Annotated in this window: 25 protein-coding genes; 14 read left to right on the top strand and 11 right to left on the bottom strand. The window is 69.8% G+C overall.

Annotation, left to right across the window (positions count from 1 at the left end; genetic code table 11):
* Nucleotides 1-47 precede the first annotated feature (47 nt).
* The 3 genes from ACIGXX_RS01960 to ACIGXX_RS01950 all read left to right on the top strand — a co-directional run bounded on the left by ACIGXX_RS01960 (nt 48) and on the right by ACIGXX_RS01950 (nt 1,834).
* Nucleotides 48-464: a cupin domain-containing protein gene (locus tag ACIGXX_RS01960; protein ID WP_361464119.1), complete on the top strand. Its 417-nt coding sequence runs from the start codon at nt 48-50 to the stop codon at nt 462-464.
* Nucleotides 465-714: 250 nt separating this feature from the next.
* Nucleotides 715-1,548 carry a PIG-L family deacetylase gene (locus tag ACIGXX_RS01955; RefSeq protein ID WP_351157051.1) on the top strand — a complete coding sequence of 278 codons (834 nt, stop codon included), beginning with the start codon at nt 715-717 and terminating at the stop codon, nt 1,546-1,548.
* A 118-nt stretch (nt 1,549-1,666) separates the two neighbouring features.
* On the top strand, nt 1,667-1,834 hold the full coding sequence (locus tag ACIGXX_RS01950) for a hypothetical protein (RefSeq protein WP_361464121.1): 168 nt from the start codon (nt 1,667-1,669) through the stop codon (nt 1,832-1,834).
* Here ACIGXX_RS01950 and ACIGXX_RS01945 read toward each other — a convergent pair.
* Nucleotides 1,824-2,246, bottom strand: coding sequence for an Hsp20/alpha crystallin family protein (locus tag ACIGXX_RS01945; protein ID WP_351157982.1), 423 nt, complete (start codon nt 2,244-2,246; stop codon nt 1,824-1,826). The two genes, ACIGXX_RS01950 and ACIGXX_RS01945, sit on opposite strands and share 11 nt — an antisense overlap.
* 269 nt (nt 2,247-2,515) lie before the next feature.
* The gene (locus ACIGXX_RS01940) at nt 2,516-3,109 is read right to left on the bottom strand and encodes a dihydrofolate reductase family protein (RefSeq protein ID WP_366461639.1); all 594 of its coding nucleotides are present in this window, start codon (nt 3,107-3,109) and stop codon (nt 2,516-2,518) included.
* Nucleotides 3,110-3,425: 316 nt separating this feature from the next.
* On the opposite strand from ACIGXX_RS01940, the gene ACIGXX_RS01935 reads away from it, so the two are divergent.
* The 3 genes from ACIGXX_RS01935 to ACIGXX_RS01925 all read left to right on the top strand — a co-directional run bounded on the left by ACIGXX_RS01935 (nt 3,426) and on the right by ACIGXX_RS01925 (nt 5,482).
* Nucleotides 3,426-4,016 carry a TetR/AcrR family transcriptional regulator gene (locus ACIGXX_RS01935; protein WP_399971856.1) on the top strand — a complete coding sequence of 197 codons (591 nt, stop codon included), beginning with the start codon at nt 3,426-3,428 and terminating at the stop codon, nt 4,014-4,016.
* Nucleotides 4,017-4,106: 90 nt separating this feature from the next.
* Nucleotides 4,107-4,604 (top strand): MarR family winged helix-turn-helix transcriptional regulator, encoded by a 498-nt coding sequence (locus ACIGXX_RS01930; RefSeq protein WP_399971853.1) that lies wholly within the window; start codon nt 4,107-4,109, stop codon nt 4,602-4,604.
* Nucleotides 4,601-5,482 carry an SDR family NAD(P)-dependent oxidoreductase gene (locus ACIGXX_RS01925; protein ID WP_399971851.1) on the top strand — a complete coding sequence of 294 codons (882 nt, stop codon included), beginning with the start codon at nt 4,601-4,603 and terminating at the stop codon, nt 5,480-5,482. The genes ACIGXX_RS01930 and ACIGXX_RS01925 overlap by 4 nt, the downstream gene beginning before the upstream one ends.
* Before the next feature lie 77 nt (nt 5,483-5,559).
* Here ACIGXX_RS01925 and ACIGXX_RS01920 read toward each other — a convergent pair whose 3' ends face one another.
* A complete protein-coding gene (locus ACIGXX_RS01920; protein ID WP_399971849.1) occupies nt 5,560-6,426 on the bottom strand; it encodes an alpha/beta fold hydrolase in 867 nt (288 codons plus the stop codon).
* 106 nt (nt 6,427-6,532) lie between these two features.
* Between ACIGXX_RS01920 and ACIGXX_RS01915 the strand changes: the two genes are divergently transcribed.
* The 4 genes from ACIGXX_RS01915 to ACIGXX_RS01900 all read left to right on the top strand — a co-directional run bounded on the left by ACIGXX_RS01915 (nt 6,533) and on the right by ACIGXX_RS01900 (nt 13,086).
* Nucleotides 6,533-7,012 (top strand): CGNR zinc finger domain-containing protein, encoded by a 480-nt coding sequence (locus tag ACIGXX_RS01915; RefSeq protein WP_399971847.1) that lies wholly within the window; start codon nt 6,533-6,535, stop codon nt 7,010-7,012.
* A gap of 266 nt (nt 7,013-7,278) precedes the next feature.
* Nucleotides 7,279-10,626, top strand: coding sequence for a S8 family peptidase (locus ACIGXX_RS01910; protein WP_399971845.1), 3,348 nt, complete (start codon nt 7,279-7,281; stop codon nt 10,624-10,626).
* Nucleotides 10,627-10,902: 276 nt separating this feature from the next.
* Nucleotides 10,903-11,574 (top strand): DUF4232 domain-containing protein, encoded by a 672-nt coding sequence (locus tag ACIGXX_RS01905; RefSeq protein WP_399971843.1) that lies wholly within the window; start codon nt 10,903-10,905, stop codon nt 11,572-11,574.
* Between the two features lie 291 nt (nt 11,575-11,865).
* On the top strand, nt 11,866-13,086 hold the full coding sequence (locus ACIGXX_RS01900) for a metallophosphoesterase (protein ID WP_351157075.1): 1,221 nt from the start codon (nt 11,866-11,868) through the stop codon (nt 13,084-13,086).
* Nucleotides 13,087-13,156: 70 nt separating this feature from the next.
* Here ACIGXX_RS01900 and ACIGXX_RS01895 read toward each other — a convergent pair whose 3' ends face one another.
* Nucleotides 13,157-13,984 carry a VOC family protein gene (locus ACIGXX_RS01895; protein WP_361464137.1) on the bottom strand — a complete coding sequence of 276 codons (828 nt, stop codon included), beginning with the start codon at nt 13,982-13,984 and terminating at the stop codon, nt 13,157-13,159.
* Between the two features lie 202 nt (nt 13,985-14,186).
* Nucleotides 14,187-14,414 carry a DUF5133 domain-containing protein gene (locus tag ACIGXX_RS01890; RefSeq protein WP_351157080.1) on the bottom strand — a complete coding sequence of 76 codons (228 nt, stop codon included), beginning with the start codon at nt 14,412-14,414 and terminating at the stop codon, nt 14,187-14,189.
* A gap of 305 nt (nt 14,415-14,719) precedes the next feature.
* Here ACIGXX_RS01890 and ACIGXX_RS01885 point away from each other — a divergent pair, with 305 nt between their 5' ends.
* Nucleotides 14,720-15,508 carry a SigB/SigF/SigG family RNA polymerase sigma factor gene (locus ACIGXX_RS01885; RefSeq protein ID WP_351157082.1) on the top strand — a complete coding sequence of 263 codons (789 nt, stop codon included), beginning with the start codon at nt 14,720-14,722 and terminating at the stop codon, nt 15,506-15,508.
* A 49-nt stretch (nt 15,509-15,557) separates the two neighbouring features.
* Here the strand turns inward: ACIGXX_RS01885 and ACIGXX_RS01880 are convergent, their stop codons facing one another.
* Nucleotides 15,558-16,220, bottom strand: a complete 663-nt coding sequence (locus ACIGXX_RS01880; protein WP_366461644.1) for a type III effector protein — start codon at nt 16,218-16,220, stop codon at nt 15,558-15,560.
* A gap of 127 nt (nt 16,221-16,347) precedes the next feature.
* Between ACIGXX_RS01880 and ACIGXX_RS01875 the strand changes: the two genes are divergently transcribed.
* The 3 genes from ACIGXX_RS01875 to ACIGXX_RS01865 all read left to right on the top strand — a co-directional run bounded on the left by ACIGXX_RS01875 (nt 16,348) and on the right by ACIGXX_RS01865 (nt 17,853).
* A complete protein-coding gene (locus tag ACIGXX_RS01875; protein WP_351157087.1) occupies nt 16,348-16,782 on the top strand; it encodes an Hsp20/alpha crystallin family protein in 435 nt (144 codons plus the stop codon).
* 136 nt (nt 16,783-16,918) lie between these two features.
* Nucleotides 16,919-17,308 carry a DUF2267 domain-containing protein gene (locus ACIGXX_RS01870; protein WP_351157090.1) on the top strand — a complete coding sequence of 130 codons (390 nt, stop codon included), beginning with the start codon at nt 16,919-16,921 and terminating at the stop codon, nt 17,306-17,308.
* Between the two features lie 110 nt (nt 17,309-17,418).
* Nucleotides 17,419-17,853 carry a DUF2267 domain-containing protein gene (locus ACIGXX_RS01865; RefSeq protein ID WP_351157985.1) on the top strand — a complete coding sequence of 145 codons (435 nt, stop codon included), beginning with the start codon at nt 17,419-17,421 and terminating at the stop codon, nt 17,851-17,853.
* A gap of 133 nt (nt 17,854-17,986) precedes the next feature.
* Here ACIGXX_RS01865 and ACIGXX_RS01860 read toward each other — a convergent pair whose 3' ends face one another.
* The 5 genes from ACIGXX_RS01860 to ACIGXX_RS01840 all read right to left on the bottom strand — a co-directional run bounded on the left by ACIGXX_RS01860 (nt 17,987) and on the right by ACIGXX_RS01840 (nt 20,489).
* Nucleotides 17,987-18,607 (bottom strand): dihydrofolate reductase family protein, encoded by a 621-nt coding sequence (locus ACIGXX_RS01860; RefSeq protein WP_366461645.1) that lies wholly within the window; start codon nt 18,605-18,607, stop codon nt 17,987-17,989.
* Nucleotides 18,607-19,113: an SRPBCC family protein gene (locus tag ACIGXX_RS01855; protein ID WP_351157094.1), complete on the bottom strand. Its 507-nt coding sequence runs from the start codon at nt 19,111-19,113 to the stop codon at nt 18,607-18,609. Before ACIGXX_RS01855 ends, ACIGXX_RS01860 begins: the two co-directional genes overlap by 1 nt.
* A gap of 3 nt (nt 19,114-19,116) precedes the next feature.
* Nucleotides 19,117-19,458: a metalloregulator ArsR/SmtB family transcription factor gene (locus tag ACIGXX_RS01850; RefSeq protein WP_351157098.1), complete on the bottom strand. Its 342-nt coding sequence runs from the start codon at nt 19,456-19,458 to the stop codon at nt 19,117-19,119.
* Nucleotides 19,459-19,554: 96 nt separating this feature from the next.
* Nucleotides 19,555-20,034, bottom strand: a complete 480-nt coding sequence (locus ACIGXX_RS01845) for a PP2C family protein-serine/threonine phosphatase (protein ID WP_383816648.1) — start codon at nt 20,032-20,034, stop codon at nt 19,555-19,557.
* Nucleotides 20,035-20,051: 17 nt separating this feature from the next.
* Entirely contained in the window at nt 20,052-20,489 is a 438-nt protein-coding gene (locus ACIGXX_RS01840) for a hypothetical protein (RefSeq protein ID WP_383816645.1), read from the bottom strand.
* Nucleotides 20,490-20,626 lie beyond the last annotated feature (137 nt).

The following is a 20,626-nucleotide window of genomic DNA, read 5'->3' as shown; positions in this document are numbered from 1 at the left end:
AACCCGAAGAACCACGACAACCCCACCTGACAAGGACGAGGACCACCATGGAGCACATCACCTCGACGCCGACGGCCAAGGCACCGGCCGAGCGATTCACCGGCGACGTCTACCTCAACATGATCGAGGCCCCTGCCGACCCCGCCCGCCTCGCCGCCGCCCTGGTCCGCTTCACCCCTGGCGCCCGCACCAACTGGCACAGCCACGCCAACGGCCAGACCCTCTACATCACCGACGGGATCGGCCTGGTCGGCACCCGCGACGGCAGCGTCGCGCGGGTCGGCGCCGGACAGACCGTCAAGTGCCCGGCCGGTGAGGAGCACTGGCACGGCGGCACCGACACCACGCTCATGGCGCACATCGCCATGGTCGTGGGCGACGCGGACGGCGACGGCACCACCTGGCTCGAACCCGTCACCGACGAGCAGTACACCCACGCCCTCGGCAGCACGAACGAGAGCTGACCAACACAGAATCTCGTGTCGGAATCTCACGGCTGGTGCCGCAGGGACGTCAGATCCGACGAAGTCCGAGCAGCCGTGCCGGGAACAAGCCGTCCGCCCGGCACGGTTGCATCGACCGAGGGACCGGCGCCGCACGGGCGGGGACACGGCGAGCACAAGGTCGTCCACCCTGTCAGGATCCGGGCCCCCGGGATCGCGGTACGCCGCCGCGCACTCGGACCGAGGCGATTTTCTACAGAAGGACTGCTTGATGACTGACCGGCCCCTGACCCTCATGGCAGTGCACGCCCACCCCGACGACGAGGCCACCGGAACCGGAGGAATCCTCGCGCGGTATGCGGCGGAAGGCATCCGTACGGTTCTCGTGACGTGTACCGACGGCGGCTGCGGTGACGGACCGGGGGGCTCCAAGCCGGGCGATCCCGGGCACGACCCGGCGGCCGTCGCCGCGATGCGTCGAAAGGAACTCGAGGCGAGCTGTGCGGTCCTCGAGATCAGCGACTTGGAGATGTTGGACTACGCCGACTCCGGGATGATGGGCTGGCCGAGCAACGATGCTCCCGGCTCCTTCTGGCAGACCCCCGTGGAGGAAGGCGCCGCGCGGCTTGCGGAACTCATGCGGCACTACCGGCCCGACGTGGTCGTCACCTACGACGAGAACGGCTTCTACGGCCACCCCGACCACATCCAGGCCCACCGCATCACGATGGCGGCACTGGAGATGACCGAGCTGACGCCGAAGGTGTACTGGACCACGATGCCCCACTCGGGGATGCAGCGGTTCGGCGAGCTCATGCGCGAGTTCAGCGAGGACATGCCGGAGCCGGATCCCGCCGAGGTCGCCGAGATGGCCAAGATCGGCCTCCCCGACGACGAGATCAGCACGTGGGTGGACACCATCGCCTACAGCGGTCAGAAGTTCGACGCGCTGGCCGCGCACGCCAGTCAGGGCGAGAACATCTTCTTCCTCAAGATGGGCAAGGAGAGGTTCGGCGAGCTGATGGGCATGGAGACCTTCGTACGGGTCCAGGACGCCACCGGCGCGGCCCTGCCCGAGAACGACCTCTTCGCCGGACTGCGCTGACCCTGTCCGTCCACCCCGCGTGGCGGCCCTCGTCGGCGGCGTCGACGAGGGCCCGCGGGGCCGGCCCGACACCGCGCGGGCGCCGACGGACGCGTCCGCACTCATGAGTCTGGCGTCAGTGCCCGCAGGGCGAACGGCAGTTGACGGCGGTCTTGACCCGCCCGCCGACGCGTCCCGGTCCACGCGCTGGACGCCCTCGCTGGACGCCCTCACGGAGGGGTGGCGCGAGGGGCGGGAGCCCCAGACGGCTCGGCTCCCGCCCCTCGCCTCCGGGCTCAGCCGCTGATCTGCTTGCGTGTGTCGTCGCGGCTGATGGTGATCTTGCGGGGCTTGGCCTGCTCGGCGACCGGGATCGTCAGGCGCAGCACCCCGGCGTCGTAGGCGGCGTCGATGCGGTCGGTGTCCAACGTCTCCCCGAGGAACAGCTGGCGGCTGAAGGATCCGGCGGGCCGCTCGGCGATCAGAACCTCGGTGTCTTCACCCCTGCGCGGGCGCCGCTCGGCCTTCACGGTCAACACATTGCGCTCGACGTCCAGGTCGATGGACTCGGCGTCCACGCCCGGCAGGTCCAGCTCGACGACGAAGGTGTCGCCGTCGCGGAAGGCGTCCATCGGCATGGCGGCCGGCTTGGCCGCGGTGCCCAGCACCTGCTGGGTGAGCCGGTCCAGCTCGCGGAAGGGGTCGGTTCGCATGAGCATCATCACTCACTCCTTTCCCGAAGACGGGATGCACATGACGACACCACCTATATACCTCGCCGCAGTAAAGTTGACAACCCTCGACTCAATCTGTGGAGCGCCGAGGCTACGTCGACAGCGATCGGGCACCTACACGCCCCCCACGATGAGTCAGAACCCGTTCCTGACGGAAAGGGCACCAGGTGAAAGCGACACCGGCGGCGGGCCAGGCGGCCGTCGCGGGGCGAGTTCCGCCCCGCGACGCAGCCTGGCCGCCACCCGGGGCGCCCTCACTTCTTCGCGTACGTGAGGAAGATGGTGCCGCTGTCCATGATCTTGCTGTCGGCCAGCGTGAAGAACGTCGGGTCGAACGGTTGCTTCTGCCCGAACAGTGGTGTTCCCGAGCCGATCGCCATGGGCGCCAGCTTGACGACCATTTGGTCGATCTCCGAGAAGAGCGCCCCGGCCAGCTCACCGCCCCCGCACAGCCAGATGCCCTTGCCGTCCTCCTGCTTGAGCTCGCGCACCTTGGCCACGGGGTCGCCCGCGACGAGCTCGACGCCCGGGTCGGGGGACTCGGCGAGGGAGCGGGAGAAGACGAGGTGCCTCAAGTGGGGCCAGGCGTTGGTGACTCCGGCGTCCACACCGTTCTGATACGACCTGCGTCCCTCGATGACGGTGTCGAAGTGCGCACCGTTCCCACTGACCCCGAACGCGTCCCGCGCCGGGCCCGGCAGCGTCTCGGGGTACTCGGCGACGAGGTGCTCGATGTAGTCCTGCCCGATCGGCCAGAAGGCGCCCGGTCCCGAGGTGGGGTCGGAGCCGTCGGGGCCCGAGATGAATCCGTCGAGGCTGACGGCGATGAAGTAGGTGAGCTTTCGCATGGAGGTCTCCTCGTGGTCGGCGAATCCGGGGCCGCGGCCTGCTTCGACGCGGTGATCTTCGGTGGAGTGCGCGATGGGGTCTGTCATCCGGCCTTTCAGCGGCGGGTACCCGGCTTGGGCAGCGGGCGGGGGCGGGGCAGCGAGCGGGGCTTGGCGGGAACGGGGAATCGGGCGCTCGGCTGGGACTTCGGCTGGTTTCGCAATGCGCTCCTCGGGAAGCATCGGCGGCACGGTGAGTGATGTACTCTGAGTGAAGTGGTTAGAACTTAGTACTGCACCCGCAGTGGTGTCAACAGGTTTCCGAAAGGAAAATGTCATGCGTCAGAACCCCGCACGACGGGCCGCCCTGCTCGATGGCGCGATCGAGGTCCTGGCCCGCGAGGGCTCACGCGGCCTCACCCTGCGCGCGGTCGACACCCAGGCCGAGGTCCCCAAGGGCACCACCACCAACTACTTCGCCAACCGCGCCGAGTTGCTGGCCCAGGTCATGACGCGCATCCAGGAGCGTCTGACGCCCGAGGAGTCCCAACTCGCCGACACCATGGACGAGGAGCCCTCCGTCGAGCTGGTCGCCACCCTGCTCAAGCAGCTCCTCGGCCGCATGCGCGCGGACCGCGGCAGCTGGCTCGCCCTGATGGAGCTGCGCCTGGAGGCCACCCGCCGCCCCGAACTGCACGCCGAGCTCACCCGGTTCTTCACCGCCCAGCTCGATGCCAACATCAGCTTCCATCTGGACAGCGGCCTGCCGGGCGACCGGACCGGCGTCATCCTGATGTATCTCGCCATGGTCGGCCTGATCGTGGACGACCTGACCGTGCCGGATCTGCTCGAGCCGCATTCCGTCGACAAGCTGATCGACGAACTGGCGCGGCGCGTGGTGGGCACGGGCGCGGGCGCTGACGACTGATTCCAGAGGCCCGCCGCGAGGGATCAGCGCCACACTCCCGCAAAGTACATGGATTTTCCAATGATTGGATTTTCCATGTACTGTCGGGTCATGGATGATCGGCAGCTGACCGAAGAGCTCTACGACTGCCTGTTCGCGATCCGTGCCCAGGTGCACGGCGAGCTCAAGGAGCTGGCCCGGGAAGCGGGGCTGACCGACACGCAGACCGATGCGCTGTGGAGGCTGAGCCGCGGGCGGGAGATGACCGCGCGTCGTCTGGCCGACCTCTTGCAGTGCGACGCCTCAACCGCCACGTCGATGATCGACCGGCTGGAGAAGCGCGGCCTGGTCCGCCGTGTGCCCCACCCCATCGACCGCCGGGCGAAAGTCATCCAACTCACCCCCGAGGGATGCGCGCTGCGCGATCGCGTCATCCGGCACACCGTCGAGCATTCCCCCTTCGCCCTCCTCGACCACGAGAGCAGGCTGCGCCTGCACGCACTTCTCCGCGAAGTGATCGACGGCCCCGGCCCGAAAGGGGAGGACGGCCTCAGCCCGACACATGAGGCCGCCGGCGTCGAGGGCACCGAGGTCGAGGAGCAGCAGTGAGCAGCGAGAGCACGGTCATCACGGGCGGAGCCTCGGGCCTGGGCCTGGTGACGGCACGCCACCTGATCGAGGCCGGTCGGAGCGTCGTCCTCGTCGGCCGGGACGCGACGCGCACCCGGGCCGCCGCCGACAGCCTGCGCGGCCTGGCTCCCGCGGGCAGTGACGCGGTACCGCCGAGGACGTACACCGCCGACCTGAAACAGTGGTCGCAGGTACGGGCACTGGCGGCGGAACTCGCCGCCGACGGACACCGGGTGGACGTCCTCATCAACAACGCGGGGGCGGCGTTCCCCCGGTACGAGCAGACGCCGGACGGCGTCGAGTTCACCTACGCGCTCAATCACCACGCCCCTTTCCTGCTCACCCACGCGCTCCTGGCCGAAGGAGTGCTCACGCGTGAAGCGCGGATCATCAACATGTCCTCGTTCGTGGAGAAGCGCGGCAAGCTCGACGCCACCGATCCGGACGTCACGGGAACATCGTGGAGCAAGCGCTTCTACAACCAGATCAACGTCTACGCGACGAGCAAACTCGTCAGCCTCTTGGCCGCGCGTGAACTCGCCCACCGCCTGCCCGACGGCATGAGCGTCTACAACGCCAATCCCGGCATGGTCAAAGGCACCGCGATGAACAGCAACGCCGGTGGCCTGATGCGGCTGACCGCCCCACTGTTCCGCCCGTTCGCCATCACCCCGGACGAAGGGGTGCGGACCCCCGTCTGGCTCGCCGGCGCCTTGCCCGCACCGCGTCCCAGCGGCGGCTTCTTCAGCGAGTCGCAGCCGGACACCCCTTCACGCCTGGCTCTGGACGACACCCTCGCCCGCACCGTCTACGTCAAGACCGCGGCCCTCCTCGGGGTGGAGCCCCTCACGAGGTAGGGCCCTGGCGGTCATCGACCACCCGGCGGACGCCCAGCTCGCCCAGCAGCGTTCGCTGCCGGGCAGCCCGATCCCACCTACCCCAACACCCGCCCGAGGAAGCCGCGCAGGTATCCCGCGACGACGTCCAGATGGCTCTCCAGCAGGAAGTGACCGCCATCGACCAGGTGCACCTCCGCGTCCTTGGCGTCGCGGGCGAAGGCTCGTGCGCCGGCCGGGCCGAAGATTTCGTCGTTGCGGCCCCACACGGCGAGCACCGGGACCTCGCTGGTGCGCAGGAACTCGTGCAGCAGCGGGTAGAGCGGGCGGTTGTTCGGGTAGTCGCGGAACAGCGCCAGCTGGACCTCGTCGTTGCCCTCGCGGGAGACGAGGGCGAAGTCGTGCTCCCAGGTGTCCGGGTCGACCAGGCTCGGGTCGGGCACGCCGTGCACGTACTGCCAGCGGATGGCGTCGACGTCCAGTGCGACGCGGACGGCGGGTTCGGTGTCGGGGCCGGGATTCGCCCCGTAGGCCCAGACGTCGGTCCAGAACGACTCGACGAAACCGTCCTCGTAACCGTTGCCGTTCTGGGTGACGAGGGCGGAGATCCGTTCGGGGTGCTTGAGCGCGAGGCGCCATCCGATGGGGGCGCCGTAGTCCTGGACGTAGAGGGCGTAGCGGTCAAGGCCCAGTTGGTCGAGCAGTCCGGAGGTGAGTTCGGCGAGGGCGTCGAAGGTGTAGGTGAACTCCTCCACGAGGGGGGCGTCGGAGTGGCCGAAGCCCAGGTGGTCCGGCGCGATGACGTGGTAGTCGTCGGCCAGCAGCGGGATGAGGTCGCGGAACATGAACGAGCTGGTCGGGTAGCCGTGCAGCAGGACGATCGCGGGGGCGTCGGTGGGGCCGGCCTCGCGGTAGAAGATCTGATGGCCGTCGACGGTGGCGGTCCGATGGTGCACCGAGTTCATTTCTAACCCCTTCAAACGCTTGATCCGGTTAGCTCTTCGCCATGCAAGCACCGCATGGGCTAACCTGTCAAACGACTCGATCCGGTTAGAGGGAGAGTGGCACCCGATGGACACGCTGCTGGACCTGCTCAACAGCAGGCCACTGGTCGACGGCGAGGAACAGGACGCGCTCGGCGACCCGGCCGGAGGCAGGCGCTGGGCGCGGGAGCACGGCGGCGAAGGCAGCCTCGCGGAACTGGCGCGGCTGCGGGAGGCGCGGGACGTCCTGCAGGACATCGTGCGCGGAGAAAGCTCACCCGCCGCGTTGAGCCCGCTGCTCGAAGGGGTCCACCAGACCCCGGAGATCACTTCGGACGGTCTCCAGTGGACGACCCGGACTCCCCCGCACTCCCGGCTGGCCGTCGAGGCGGTCCTCGCCTGGGCCGCCACCGAGAAGCAACTGCCCGGCCGGCTGCGCCCCTGCGCCAACGACGCGTGCCGGCTGTTCCTGCTCGACCGCAGCCGCGCCAACCGCGCGCGCTGGTGCTCGATGGCCGTCTGCGGCAACCGCGAAAAGGCACGTCGCCACTACGAACGCACCCGCTGACCCCCGACCCCGTCCACCACCCCACGCCGAAGCCGTCACGTTCCCCCGGATCACGCCGGTCGCCCGTTTCCGCCACACTCCGGCGGCCTTACGCCTCCCGTCGAACTGCCTGCTTTTAGGGGGACTTGGTCACCCCTGACGGGATGTCAACCGCCATTACCAAAAATATCTCAGGACCATCTTCCGGCTCGCCAGAACCAAACACCTCAAAGATCACGTGTTACGGGCGACCACAACAGGCACGCTCAAAAGACAGGCAAAATCGGGTGGCAGTCATATCGAGGGTGGGGACGGCGGCGATGGCCGCCGTGGTGTCCGGCGCACTGATCGCGGGGGTGGCCTCGGCCGACTCCGGGCCAGGGCCGGACCGTACCGCGGGCACACGTACCGGTGGGGAGACCAAGACCGGTCGGGCAGCGCAGGGCGGGAAGACGGAGACCGTCACGCTGCTGACCGGCGACCGGGCGGTCGTCCGGTCAGGGGGCAAGCAGGTCGTCCGGCTGATCCGCGGCGAGGGTCGCGAGGAGGTCGCGATCGCGGTACGGCGCGAGGCCGGGCACACGTACGTCGTGCCGCAGGACGCCCAGTCACTGATCACCGCGGGCAGGCTCGACCGGCGGCTCTTCGACGTCACACGGCTCGTCAGGGACAAGTACGGTGACGCCCACCGCACTTCGCTGCCGCTGATCGTCAAATACCGGCCGGGACGCGCCAACAGCCGCTCGGACGACACCTTCCAGGGCCTGGCCCGCGACCGCCGGACGCTTCCCGCCATCGGCGGTGAGGCGTTCGACGCGCCCAAGTCCGGCGCGGACGACGTCTGGGCGAAGCTCACCGGCGGGACAGGCGGCCGTACGAACGCGCGGACCACCGCGGCCCCGGCCATCGCGCACGTCTGGCTGGACGCCAAGGTCCGCCCCGCCCTCGACAAGAGCGTGCCGCAGATAGGCGCCCCCACCATGTGGCAGGCCGGATTCACCGGCAAGGGCGTCAAGGTCGCCGTCCTGGACACCGGAGTCGACCAGACGCACCCGGACCTCAAGAACGTCGAGGTCACCGAGAAGAACTTCACCGAATCCGCGCCCGACGCCAAGGACCGCATGGGCCACGGCACGCACGTCGCCTCGACCCTCGCGGGCTCCGGGGCCAAGTCGGGCGGCAAGTACAAGGGCGTGGCGCCCGACGTACAGATCATGGACGGCAAGGTCATCTCCGAAGTGGAGGGCACCGGCACCGCCTCCAGCATCATCGCCGGCATGCAGTGGGCGGTCGACAGCAACGCGAAGATCGTCAACCTGAGCCTCGGCAGCCTCGACTCCCCGGGGACCGACCCGATGGAGGAAGCCGTCGCACGGCTCTCCGGCAAGGCCCTCTTCGTCATCGCGGCGGGCAACGACGGCCCCGAGCCCGGCACGCTGAACTCGCCCGGCAGCGCTCCCGCCGCCCTGACCGTCGGTTCCGTCGACAAGCAGGACAACATCGCGGAGACCTCCAGCCGGGGCCCGCAGGCCGACGGGGTCGCCAAGCCCGACCTCACCGCTCCCGGCGACGACATCACGGCCGCACGTTCCACGCAGATCCCCGACAGCTCCGACAACGACCCCTATGTCGCCCTGTCGGGCACCTCGATGGCGACTCCGCACGTGGCCGGTTCCGCCGCCCTGCTCCTCCAGCAGCACCCGAAGTGGACCGGCCCGCAGCTCAAGGCCGCGCTGACCGGTTCGGCCACGCCCCACCCCACGCTCAACGCCCATCACCAGGGGGCGGGCCGCGTCGACCTGACGCGCGCCGTCACCGCGTCCGTCGTCCCCGAGCCCGGCACGCTCGCCTTCGGCACGCAGGCCTGGCCGCACACCGACGACAAGCCGGTCGCCAAGACCGTCACCTACCGCAACCTCGGCACCAAGCCCGTCACCCTCACGCTCTCCGCCGAATCCATGGACCCCAAGGGCCGCCCGGGCCCGGCGGGCATGTTCACCGTCAAGGACGCCGAACTCACCGTCCCGGCGGGCGGCACCGCGAAGACCACCGTCACCGCCGACACCAGGATCGGCTCCGCCGACGGCGTCTACGGCGGGACACTCCTGGCCGCCGGTGACGGCCAGGAGGTGCGCACCGGTCTCGTCGTCGACCGTGAGATCGAGTCGTACGACCTCACGCTGGGGCACCTCGACGTCAACGGCAAGGACTCGTCCAGCCACGTCACCACGCTCACCGACCGCACGCAGCGGAAGATCGAGGTCCCCTACCGGGAGGGACCGGTCACCCTGCGGGTGCCGAAGGGCACGTACGCGCTGGAGAGTTCCGTCTACGGCCCGACCAAGAGCTTCGCGGTCTTCGTCCAGCCGAAGCTGAAGATCGGCGCGAAGACGACGGTCACGCTGGACTCCCGCAAGGCCAAGCCGGTCGCCGTCACCACCCCGGACGCCGGCGCGCGTCTCACGGCGTCGCACATCAGCTACGACGACGCGGCCCTCGGCATCGCGAGCAGCTGGAGCCTCGGCGACGGCGCCGTCATCCGCACCCTCGGCATCGGCCCCGATTCGCCCACCCTGAACGCCCAGTACAACGGCGTCTGGAAGGCCTCGGGCACAGCGGCGACGAAGGTCGACTACCGGCTGGGCTTCAGCCGCAGCGGCAGCTGGTTCTCGGGCCTGAAGCACGCCACCACCAAGGCCGAACTCGCCGAGGTGAAGTACGGCGTCGGCGCCTCCGCCGCCGGGCGCAAGGGCACGCTGTCGGCCACGCCGATCGGCACGAACGACTACAACCCGCCGCTCCAGCCGGTGACACGGCTGAAGCTTCCGGCCTCCGGCACGAGCTACGTCAACACCAAGGACCTGCGCTGGACTTGGTCCATGGCGCAGCTCGACGACGCCGGGGACTCCACCATCGACTACGGCACCGACGCGGTCGCGTACAAGGCGGGGAAGCGTTACACGCTGAACTTCAACACCGGCGTCGTCGGCCCCGATCTCGACGCCGATGACGGGCAGGGCGCGCGCCGCGCGGGCAACGCCATGGACGCGTACGTCCAGCTCTTCAGCGACGGCGCGGGGCACGCGGGCAGCTCCTTGACGACCGGCGGCTTCACCCGGCTGGAGTCCGGCGGCCGCACCATCGCCGAGGGCGGTCCCGGCGCGGTGAGCGCCGAACTCCCGGCCGCCTCCGCCTCCTACCGCCTGATCATGGAGGCCACCCGCGCGGCCAAGGTCTCCACGACCAGCACCAAGGTGGCCGCGGTCTGGACGTTCAAGTCGGCCAAGACGCCCGACACCCCGCCCACCGCGCTGCCCCTGTCCACCGTCCGCCTCGCGCCGAAACTGGCACTGAACGGCACGGCCCGGGCAGGCAGCACGCTCACGGTGCCGCTGAAGGTGGCCGGAGCGGCGGCCGGCACCGGCAGGATCGCCGGCCTGACCGTCAAGGTCTCCTACGACGGCGGCAGCACGTGGAAGTCGGCCCCCGTCACGACCGACACGAGGGGGGCGCGTACGGCGAGCGTGAAGCACCCGGCGACGGCCAAGGCCGTGTCGTACCGCGTGTACCTGAAGGACACGACCGGCAACACCGTGACCGAGACGATCACGAACGCCTACCGGCTCGCCCCGTAACGGGGAAACTTGCACTCAGCACAGACCCAGCGGCCACATCATGAGGCCGGGTCGGGGCCGGGCCACGGGGACACTTCCCGTGGCCCGGCCCCTTTTGTCGGCTGAGGCGAAGCCTCCGGGACCTGGCGGGCGATCCCGAGGTGCCCGGTGATCTGCTGCGTCCGCTGCGTCCGCTGCCTGTGACAGAACGAGGACGTCGCTGAGGACCGCCTGTAACTCGGTGCGGGATACAAATACTTCAGACCGCACGCACCGAGCTCCTCCTGGGGGAACACCGTGAAGCACACCCGCATCGCCGCTCTCGCCGCCATCGGCGTCGCCGCCAGCCTCTCGCTCACCGCCTGTGGCGGCGATGACTCCGGGAAGAACTCGTCCTCCAAGGGCTCCTCGTCCCCGTCTTCCTCGTCCTCGCAGGACGGTTCACAGTCGGAGAGCGGCTCGGGCTCCGACAGCTCGAAGTCGGAGGCCGGCGACACACAGTCGGGCTCCGGACAGGACGCCAAGGCCGGCGCCGCGAACGGTGCGACGAAGACCGGCGGCAAGGTCACGTTCTGCAAGACGGAGGACCTGGCCATCGACGCCAAGGACGCCGCGCCCGACGAGGCCTCCGGCCGGATCGACATCACCATGATCAACCGGGGTTCGGCCACCTGCTCGGCGACCGGCTTCGCGGGCGTGGACATCAAGGACGCCGACAACACCTCCAACCCCATCGAGCGCGGCCGGGCCCAGCCGCGTGTCACCACCCTGAAGCCCGGCGACGCCGCTGTCTTCAACCTCGCCTACGACATCGACACCACCGGCGACACCCTCTCGCACCCGACCAACATCCTGGTGACGCCCCCGAACGAGACCCACACCGTGACCCTGCGGTGGCCCGCGGACGCGGGGGACATCAAGGGCGCCTACACCGATGTTCAGGTCTTCCCCACACACACCACCAAGTAGAGGTCGCGGCCATAGACAGCGCCCGTGGTCCGCTGTTCCGCTGTTCCGCTGTTCCGCTCCGGGACGGTCTTCAGCACATAGCAAGTAGCAAGTAGCAAGTAGCAAGTAGCAAGTAGCAAGTAGCAAGTAGCAGACGATCGTCATTGGGGAACGGTGCGGTGCAGCCGTCACGGGTCATCAGGCCGCACTCGCCGTCCTGGGCCAGGGGGTTGCGGAGCGGGACCTGCTCAGGGCATTAGGGCGACCGGGTACAGTGCGCGCCTGCAGCCTGGCTACCTGAGGAGGGGAAGCGTGACCGACACCAGCGAGGCCCGATCCGCGGACAGTGCGGCGCATGCGGCCCAGCAGAGCCGACTGCGCCGCCTGATGCGCTACATCCCTTTGATCGCTCCCGTCCTGCTGTGGACCGTGCCGTGCTGGGTGCTGCTCCACACCGGCCAGCACTGGCCGCTCCCCGTCGCACTGGGCGGCACCGCGCTCTTCGCCCTCGGTCTGATCGGGATGCCTCTCGCGATGGCGCGCGGCCACGGCCGACGGCAGCAGGACCGGGCGGCGATCGTCGGCGACACCCTCCTCGGGGCGGCCTGGGTACTGTTCACCTGGTCCGTCCTGCTCGGCGTCCTGCTGCGCCTCGCCCTGACCGTGGCGGGCGTAGGCGACGGGCAGAGCCGGGCCCGGATCGTCAGTTGGGCGGTCCTCGGCACGGCCGCCGTGCTGCTCGCCTGGGGATACGCCGAGGCCCGCCGGGTGCCCCGGGTGCGTCGGCTCGACGTCCAACTCCCGCGCCTGGGAGCCGGATTGGACGGCACCCGCGTGGCCCTCATCACCGACACCCACTACGGCCCGCTCGACCGCGCCCGCTGGTCGGAGCGGGTCTGCGAGACGGTCAACACCCTGGAAGCCGACCTGGTCTGCCACACCGGCGACATCGCGGACGGCACGGCCGAACGCCGCCGCGCCCAGGCCGCCCCGCTCGGCACCGTGCGAGCCACCCGGGCCCGGGTCTACGTCACCGGCAACCACGAGTACTACAGCGAGGCCCAGGGCTGGGTCGACCTGATGGACGAGCTGGGCTGGGAGCCGCTGCGCAACCGCCATCTGCTGCTCGAACGCGGCGGCGACACCCTTGTGGTCGCCGGCGTGGATGACGTCACCGCCGAGTCCTCGGGCCTGGCCGGCCACCGGGCCCACCTCGCCGGAGCCCTGGACGGCGCCGACCCCGACCTGCCCGTCCTGCTCCTGGCCCACCAGCCCAAGTTCGTCGACCGGGCCGCAGCGGGCGGCGTCGACCTCCAGCTCTCCGGCCACACCCACGGCGGCCAGATCTGGCCCTTCCACCACCTCGTCCGCATCGACCAGCCCGCCCTCGCAGGCCTCAGCCGCCACGGCACCCGCACCCTCCTCTACACGAGCCGCGGCACCGGCTTCTGGGGCCCGCCGTTCCGCGTCTTCGCCCCCAGCGAGATCACCCTGCTCGTGCTCCGTTCCCCGCAGCGGCCCGCCACGCCCTGACACGCCCTGACACGCCCTGACACGGAGCGTGCCGACGATCGCGCAGGCCGCCGCGGCAGACAGGATCGGATCAGCGCAGATTCTCGCTCCGAGGCTCCGCGCGTCCCGTCACGGTGAACATGCTGCCCTGAGGGTCACACAGGGTAGTCGCAGGGGTGTGCTGGTCACCGTGTCGCACCACGGATCCGCCATGGCGGAGGGCCGCACGCACGGTGGCCTCAGGGTCGGCGACCGTGAAGTAGACGTCCCATCGGGGCAGGTCCGCCGGGTTGGGGGCGGCATCGACGGCGCCCGATCCGAGTCGGGCGAGCACCTGACCCTCCTGGCTCAGGACGACTTCGTCGTGCTCGTAGCCGACGTCGCAGCAGCCGGGACGTTCGCAGGCCCAGTCCAGGACCTGGCCGTAGAAAATGGCCGCTTCGAAGGGGTTGGGTGACCGCAGGCGCAGCCAGACGGGGGCGTCCGCACGCCAGGAGTGCCAGTCGGAGATGAGCTGACCCTCCCAGATGCCGAAAACGGCGCCGTCCCGGTCCGCCGCGAGCGCGCCCCGGCCTACGGGGAAGCGCAGCGGCCCCACGGCGACCGTGGCGCAGCGCTCACGGATCCGTGCGGCCGTCTCGTCGGCGTCTTCGACCGCGAAATAGGGCGTCCAGGCGACAGGAACCCTGAGCGTCGAGGCGAAAGCTCCGATGCCGGCCACGGGCTTGCCCTCGTGCAGGGCGACGCGGAAGTCCTCGCCGAGACTCGCCGGGCGGAACGTCCAGCCGAAGACCGCGCTGTAGAAGGACTCCGCGGCCGCCAGGTCGTGCGTCAGCAAGCTCGTCCAGCAGGGCGCGCCGACGATCTCGCGGCTGCGGGTCGCGTCCGCGGCATGGGTGGCAGTTCGGTGTTCGGTCATCGCACTCGACATCCCTGGGCAAGGAGACGCGGGAGTGGGTCAGCCGCGACTCGCGCGTTGCCACGCCAAGCCCATCCGGAGGGCTTGATCGCCCGGTTTTACCCGCTTTCTCCATCTTATCCGGCATCGGGCGTCCGCTGAGGCCCGGACCTGCGCCCCGGGCCTCAGCCGTGGGTCTGCTGCGGCGCGGCAGACGCGCCGGTCAGGAAGCGGGGACGGAGTCGTCTTCGACGCGCGCCGCGGAAAGCCGGCGTCGGGCGGCGATGAGGGCGGCGCTGATGTTGCGGGTACCGGTCGACACGCACAGCGTGTAGGCGACATCTTCCATGCGCTGACGCGCTTCCTTGGTGCCCTTCTCGGCATGCAGGGCGCTCAGCGTCTCGTACTGCTCGAGCAGGTTCTTCAGCACGACCGGGTGTGCCATCAACATCAGGGGCCTCCCTCAAAGCCTCTATGTGTAGGGGTTGCACGCACCTTGTGCCCCAAGACCAAACCAGTATTCGACCGTACTTTCGCTCTGTCGCCCGGCCCGTTCAAGCCCTCGGTCGCGGGCGTCGTGCCACCACCGGCCGGCCCGCGGCGTTCGCTCGCCGGCGTTGTTTGTCGGCGTTGTTTGTCGGCGGGGCCGAGGGGCAGGCGGTCATCAAGTGCTTGGGACAACAGGCGCTTCTCAAGGAGGGACCAGGACTCAAGTCCGCAGGTCCTCCCGCTGACCACCGTCATGAGGAGTGTTCTATGGCCACCCGCCACCACGATGCCCCCGACACCGAGCAGGTCTTTCAGCGTCTCGCCGCCACACCTGAGGGCCGTGAACGCGATGTGCTGCGCGAGGAATTGGTGAAGGCCTGGTTGCCGATGGCCCACCGCCTTGCCGGTCGCTTCCGCAACAAGGGCGAAAGCCTCGAGGACCTGCAACAGGTGGCAGCCCTGGGCCTGGTCAAGGCCGTTGAGCGATACGACCCCGACCGCGGGGCCTTCGAGGCCTATGCCGTCCCCACCATCACCGGGGAACTGCGCCGCCACTTCCGCGACCACAGCTGGGACGTACGCGTTCCGCGCCGGGTCCAGGACCTGCGGAACAAGGTCCGCACCGCCCGACGGGACCTGATGCTCCAGCCCGGCCGCAGCACCGAACCCGGCGTGGAGGACATCGCCGCGCAGGCGGGGCTCACGCCGGACGAGGTGCGGGACGGAATGGAAGCCCTGGACAGCTACAGCAGCCTGTCCCTGGACGCCGAAATCGGTACCGCACAGGACGGGTACAGCCTCGCCGACACCCTCGGCCGGGCCGAACCCCGCTACGACCTGATAGCCGACCGGGAAGCCGCGAAAGTGGGCCTGAAGAAGCTCCCGGAGCGGGAACGCACCATCCTCTACCTGCGCTTCTTCAAGGACATGACGCAATCGCGCATCGCCGAGGAAATGGGCGTCTCCCAGATGCACATCTCCCGCCTCATCACCAGCAGTTGCGAGAAGGTCCGCGAAGACGTCAGCCGCGATCTGTACGTCCAGCAGGCTGCTTGACCCCGGCCTACTCACGGGCCGTATCGGTTCGCCGCGGTGGACTGGGACGTCAGGTGGTGGGCCCCCGGCCGTCGCCGTCCGTTTGGCGGAGTCGGTCGGTGTCGTGGGTGATGGCGTCGATGCGGGCCGCGAGGTCCGGGTGGCTGCTCTTGAGGTGCGTGTGGGTGTCGGCGAGCGGGGTGATGAGGCGGGCGGCGTCGTTGTCGGCGAGGGCTTCGGTGAGCCGGGCCAGGGGTGCGCGGGCGCGGGCGGGGAGGTCGGAGAGGGCAGTGATCTGGCCTGCGAGTTGGCGAAGTTCGGCGGCGTTGCTCCGCGCCCAGGCGGTGACGGTGCGGTCGGCGGCGCGCCGGCTTCGGGTGGCTTGGACGCGCTCTTCGCCGGTGGTGCCGGGCTTTCCGGGGCGTACGCGCAGGTAGCGCCGCTCCGCGGCCTGGCGGCTGGCGACGCCCAGGGGGTGGGCGAGGTCCGCCCAGCTGGAGCCCGCGGTGCGGGCCGCGTCGATCAACGAGGGCTCCCATCCTGCGAGCTGGTCGCGCAGTTCACGCAGGAGGAGGAGGGCCGCCAGCGCCTGGTCGGCACTGGCTTGCCCGTCCTCCGGGCGGGGCCCTGCCTGCGGGGTCTGGGCGGTGCGGATGGCTTCGTCGATGGCGCTCAGTGCTGCCGCGGCGGCGAAGAACGAGGTGGGGTCACGAGGCTCGGGAGAAGCGTTCATGGAGATCCTCTCAGGGCGTCACCCGTTGGATGACACCGGAACTTGTCATCGTTTGGATGACATGTTACAACCGTGTCAGACGAAGCGCATTGGCAGTTACTGCCAGACCTGTGGAGGTGTTTTCGTGATGTTGATGCGCACTGACCCGTTCCGCGAACTCGACCGCCTCGCCCAGCAGCTGACGGGTGTGAGCGGCACGTGGTCCCGGCCCTCGACGATGCCGATGGACGCCTATCGCGAGGGCGAGGAGTACGTGATCGCCCTCGATCTGCCCGGGGTCGCCAAGGACGCGATCGACATCGACGTCGAGCGGAACATGCTCACCGTCAAGGCCGAGCGCCGGCCTCTGGTGAAGGAGGACGACGTGCAGCTCGAGCTCGCCGAGCGCCCCCTGGGCGTCTTCTCCCGTCAGCTGGTCCTGGCCGACACGCTGGACACCGAACGCATCACGGCCGACTACGAAGCAGGGGTACTGACCCTGCGCATCCCGATCGCCGAGCGCGCCAAGCCCCGCAAGATCGCGATCGGCGGGGAGACCAGGCACCAGCAGATCAGGGGCTGAGGAACCGGCGCTTCTCGACCGCGCCGACAGCGGAGGGCGGGCACCAAGCTCCCCTTCCAGCTCCGCCCTCCGCACTTCGCCCTCGCACCCCGTACTCCGCACTTCGCACCCCGAAGCGAAAGGGGCAGTAGTGGCCATGCGATGGGAAGCATTTCTCCGTCACGTGCAGGAACGCGGCGAGTACGCCACCCCCCAGGAAGCCGAGCGGGCCGCGCGTACGGTTCTGGCGCTGCTGGGCGCCCATCTGGTGGGTGAGGTCCGGGCCGAGCTGGCCGCCCGCCTCCCGGAGACCTTCGCCATGATCCTGCTCAACCCGCTCCAGGCCCCCGAGCCGCTCCCGCCGGAGCGGTTCCTGCGGGCGAGTGCGGCGTGGATCGAGGGCGCCACCGAACAGACCGCGGCCTGGGACGTCGGCGCCGTACTGAGCGTGGCCGCCGATGCGGCGGGCGAGGACCTGACCCGCCGCATCCTGCTCCAGTTGCCCCCGGGGTACGACCTCCTCTTCGGCCGCCCCCAACACACCTGAACCCACCGGACCATCACCCGCCCACCACATCGGCAGAGTCGGCCACCGCTCCCCCGGCCGGCCCTCCCCGGCGAGAAACACCCTTGGACGAGAAAGGCAGTCACTTCGCGATGCTTCCGCTGCGTGCACCAGCTACCGCACGGGTCGGCATGACGTTTGACCAGATGGTCGAGAGAATCCGCTACGAGGGCGCCTATCCCACCCGGGAGCGGGCCGAGGAGGTCACGCGTGCCGTGCTGGCCGCCCTGGGCCGTCAACTCACCGGCGACGAACGCGTCGACCTCGCCGCCCGCCTCCCCTTCGAGGCCGCACGTGTCTTCACCGGCCAGGTACCCGACACCCAACGGCTCACCGGATGGGGCTTCGTCAAGGATCTCGCCACCCGCACCGGCGCCACCCCCGCGACGGCCCGCTGGGACACCGGAGCCGTTCTCGCCGCCGTCGGCCACCTGGCAGGTCCCGGCCTCCTGGATCGCGTCCTCACCCAACTCCCGTCCGGCTACGCGCTGCTGTTCGGCCGCGCCGAACTCACCCAGGCCGCATGAGCGATGCCTGGCGGGAGACGTGGCACCGGCAGCCGTAGCGACTGAGGAGTGAGCGCGCACCGGGCACCGGGCAAGGGCTCCGGCGAGAACACTGTCGAAGCCCTGCCCGCGTGCCCTTGGAGCGGTGGTGTGGCTACCGTGGGTGCACGGCGTAGGTCAGGTGCGTCACCCGCGGGGACGGCTCCGAGCGGACCTGCTCCAGAGCGACCCTGGACGCGTCCACGCCGTCGAACAGGCGGATGCCGGCGCCGAACAGCACCGGTGACAGCGCGATCGAGAACTCGTCGACCAGACCGGAGTTCAGGTACTCCAGGATCGTCGCGCCGCCGCCCGCAATGCGGACGTCGCGGTCGCCGGCGGCTTCGCGGGCCTGGTCGAGCGCGGTCTCGATGCCGTCGTTGACGAAGTGGAACGTGGTGCCGCCGGCCCGCTCCCAGGGGTCGCGCTTCTCGTGCGTCACGACGAAGACCGGCGTATGGAAGGGCGCCTCCTCCGGCCACATCCGCTCGCCGGCGTCGAACATGCGCTTGCCCATGACGCTTGCGCCGGTGCGCTCGAACGTCTCCCGCACGATGTCGTTGTCGCGCCCTTCCTCGCCGCCCTCGCCGAGCTTCAGGTTCTCCCGGAAGAACCGTTGCGGGAAGACCCACCGCTGCAGTTCCATCCACTGCTGCCGCATCAAGTCCTCGACGGACTCGGGCGCGATGAACCCGTCGAGCGACATCGTCACGCTGAAGAACACCTTGCCGGCCATCAGCCCTCCGCTCCCTTCCGAGCGAGGTCGGTGACGTAGGCGGCCAGGTTGCTCAGGGTCTGCCGGCCGCCCTCGACCGCGTGGTACTTCTCGACCGCCTCGTCGCGCAGTTCCTTGGTGGGGAACACCGTGCGCATCTCGATCCGGGTCGCCGCGCCGTCGGGCGCGAACGTCAGGACCGTCTCGAAGGCGTTCGGGTCGCCGCGGAACGCACCATGGAGAAGCTCGATGCGCTCCGGCGCGGAGATGTCGGTCCAGGTGATCCACTCGCTGTAGTCGGTCCCGTCCGGTCCGTGCATCACGAAGTCCCACTCCGCGCCGACACGGAACTCGAACGACCGCGTGGTGGTGGTGAACCCCTCAGGCCCCCACCACCGCGACAGGTGCCGGACCTCGGTGAACGCCGTGAACACCAGCTCCCGCGGGGCGTCGATGACCCTGGAGATCACGGTCTCCCGGTCGGCCGTCGCCGATTCCGCCCGCGATTCTTGCCTTGCCCCTGTCATCGGTCATTCCTCCTGTTGCGTCTGCTTGAGGTCCTGCACATAGGCGTCCAGCCGGTCGAAGCTCTCGTTCCAGAACCGCTCGAAGCCGCCGACCCACTCGTGGACCGGCCGCAGCCCGTCGGCGTCCAGGCCGTAGAGACGCTGCTTGCCCGCCCCGCGGACCCGCACAAGGCCCACCTCCCGGAGCACCCGCAGATGCTTGGACGCTCCCGGCTGGCTCATCCCCAGCTCCTGGGCCAGCTCGGTCACCGGCCGCTCCCCCGCCCGCAGCAGCGCCAGGATGTCCCGGCGCTGCGGCTCGGCGATCGCGTTGAAGACATCCGACGTCGTCGCTGCTCGTGCCATGGAAGCCATCGTATTCCCATATCGGCATACGTCAAGCGGGTCAGGACGGGCCGGGTGAGGCTTGCCGGATCCTGCCACGCACCGACGAGTCCAGGCTCAAGTAAGTGCCTGTTTGTCGGCTCCTTGGCTCGGGTGGATGCGGCGCAGGGCGAGGAGGGTTGCGTCGTCCGTGCGGTGCGACCCATCGAGATGGGCGGCCAGGCGGCGGGCGTAGTCGTCAGCCGTCGTGCCCGGCGCCGGGAGGCTGTTGGGCGAAGCACTGCCGGCGGCGGTCAGGAAGCGGCGGGTGTCCTCGTCCGGGTCGCGGTCACGGCGTTCGGTCAGGCCGTCGGTGTACAGCAGCACGATGTCGCCGATCTCGAGCGAGACGGCCGCAGCGGTGTAGCCGGTACCAGGGAGCACTCCGAGCGGCGGTCCGGGCCCGCCTTCCGGTTCGGGCAGCTGGGTGACCTCGCCCGCTCGGACGAGCACGGGGCGGGGATGGCCCGCGCAGGTCCAGCGCAGCAGATCGCGCTCGGGGTGGAATCGGGCGATGATCGCGGTGGCGGTGGATTCGATGCCGTCGGCGCACGCCAACTCGTTGAGCCAGTACGTCAGTTGCTCGACCGGCCGATCGGTACAGGCGAGCCCGCCAGCGCGTAGCGCAGTTTCGCCATCAGTGTGGCCGCCTCCAGGCCGTGGCCCCGTGCGTCGCCGAGGGTGATCAGCAGGCGGCGGCCGGGGAGCCTGCGCGCCTTGTACCAGTCGCCGCCGACCCCGGCCTCCCGCGCATCGGGGCGGTAGACGGCGGCGGCTTCGAGTCCGTAGGCGGCCAACTCGTCCTGGAAGTGCGGCAGTACCGCCTCGCGCAGCGCGTCCGCAACCTCGGCGACCGCTTCTGCGCGCTCGCGCTGACGGCGCGCCTCGCGCTCGGCCCGTTCGGCCTCGGCACGGTGGCGCAGGTCCCCCGTGACGTCGACGAGGACGCCGCGCACGGCCCACACCAGGCCGCCGGGCGCGATGCGGAGGGGCTCGGCCGTCATCCGGATCACGCGCCCGCCCCTGCTGGGCAGTCGCAGTTCGCACTGGGCGGTCCGCTTGCGAGCGGCCGTCGCCTTCTTGGCACGTCGGGTGAAGTACTCGCCGAACCGCTTGAGGTTCTCCTCGGGCGGAATCCGAGCCCGAGGTA

Origin of the sequence: Streptomyces sp. NPDC055243 (genome assembly GCF_044544025.1) — a bacterium.
Lineage (GTDB): Bacteria > Actinomycetota > Actinomycetes > Streptomycetales > Streptomycetaceae > Streptomyces.
Note: the sequence above shows the minus strand (reverse complement) of the source record. Positions and strands in the feature narration are given on the sequence as shown.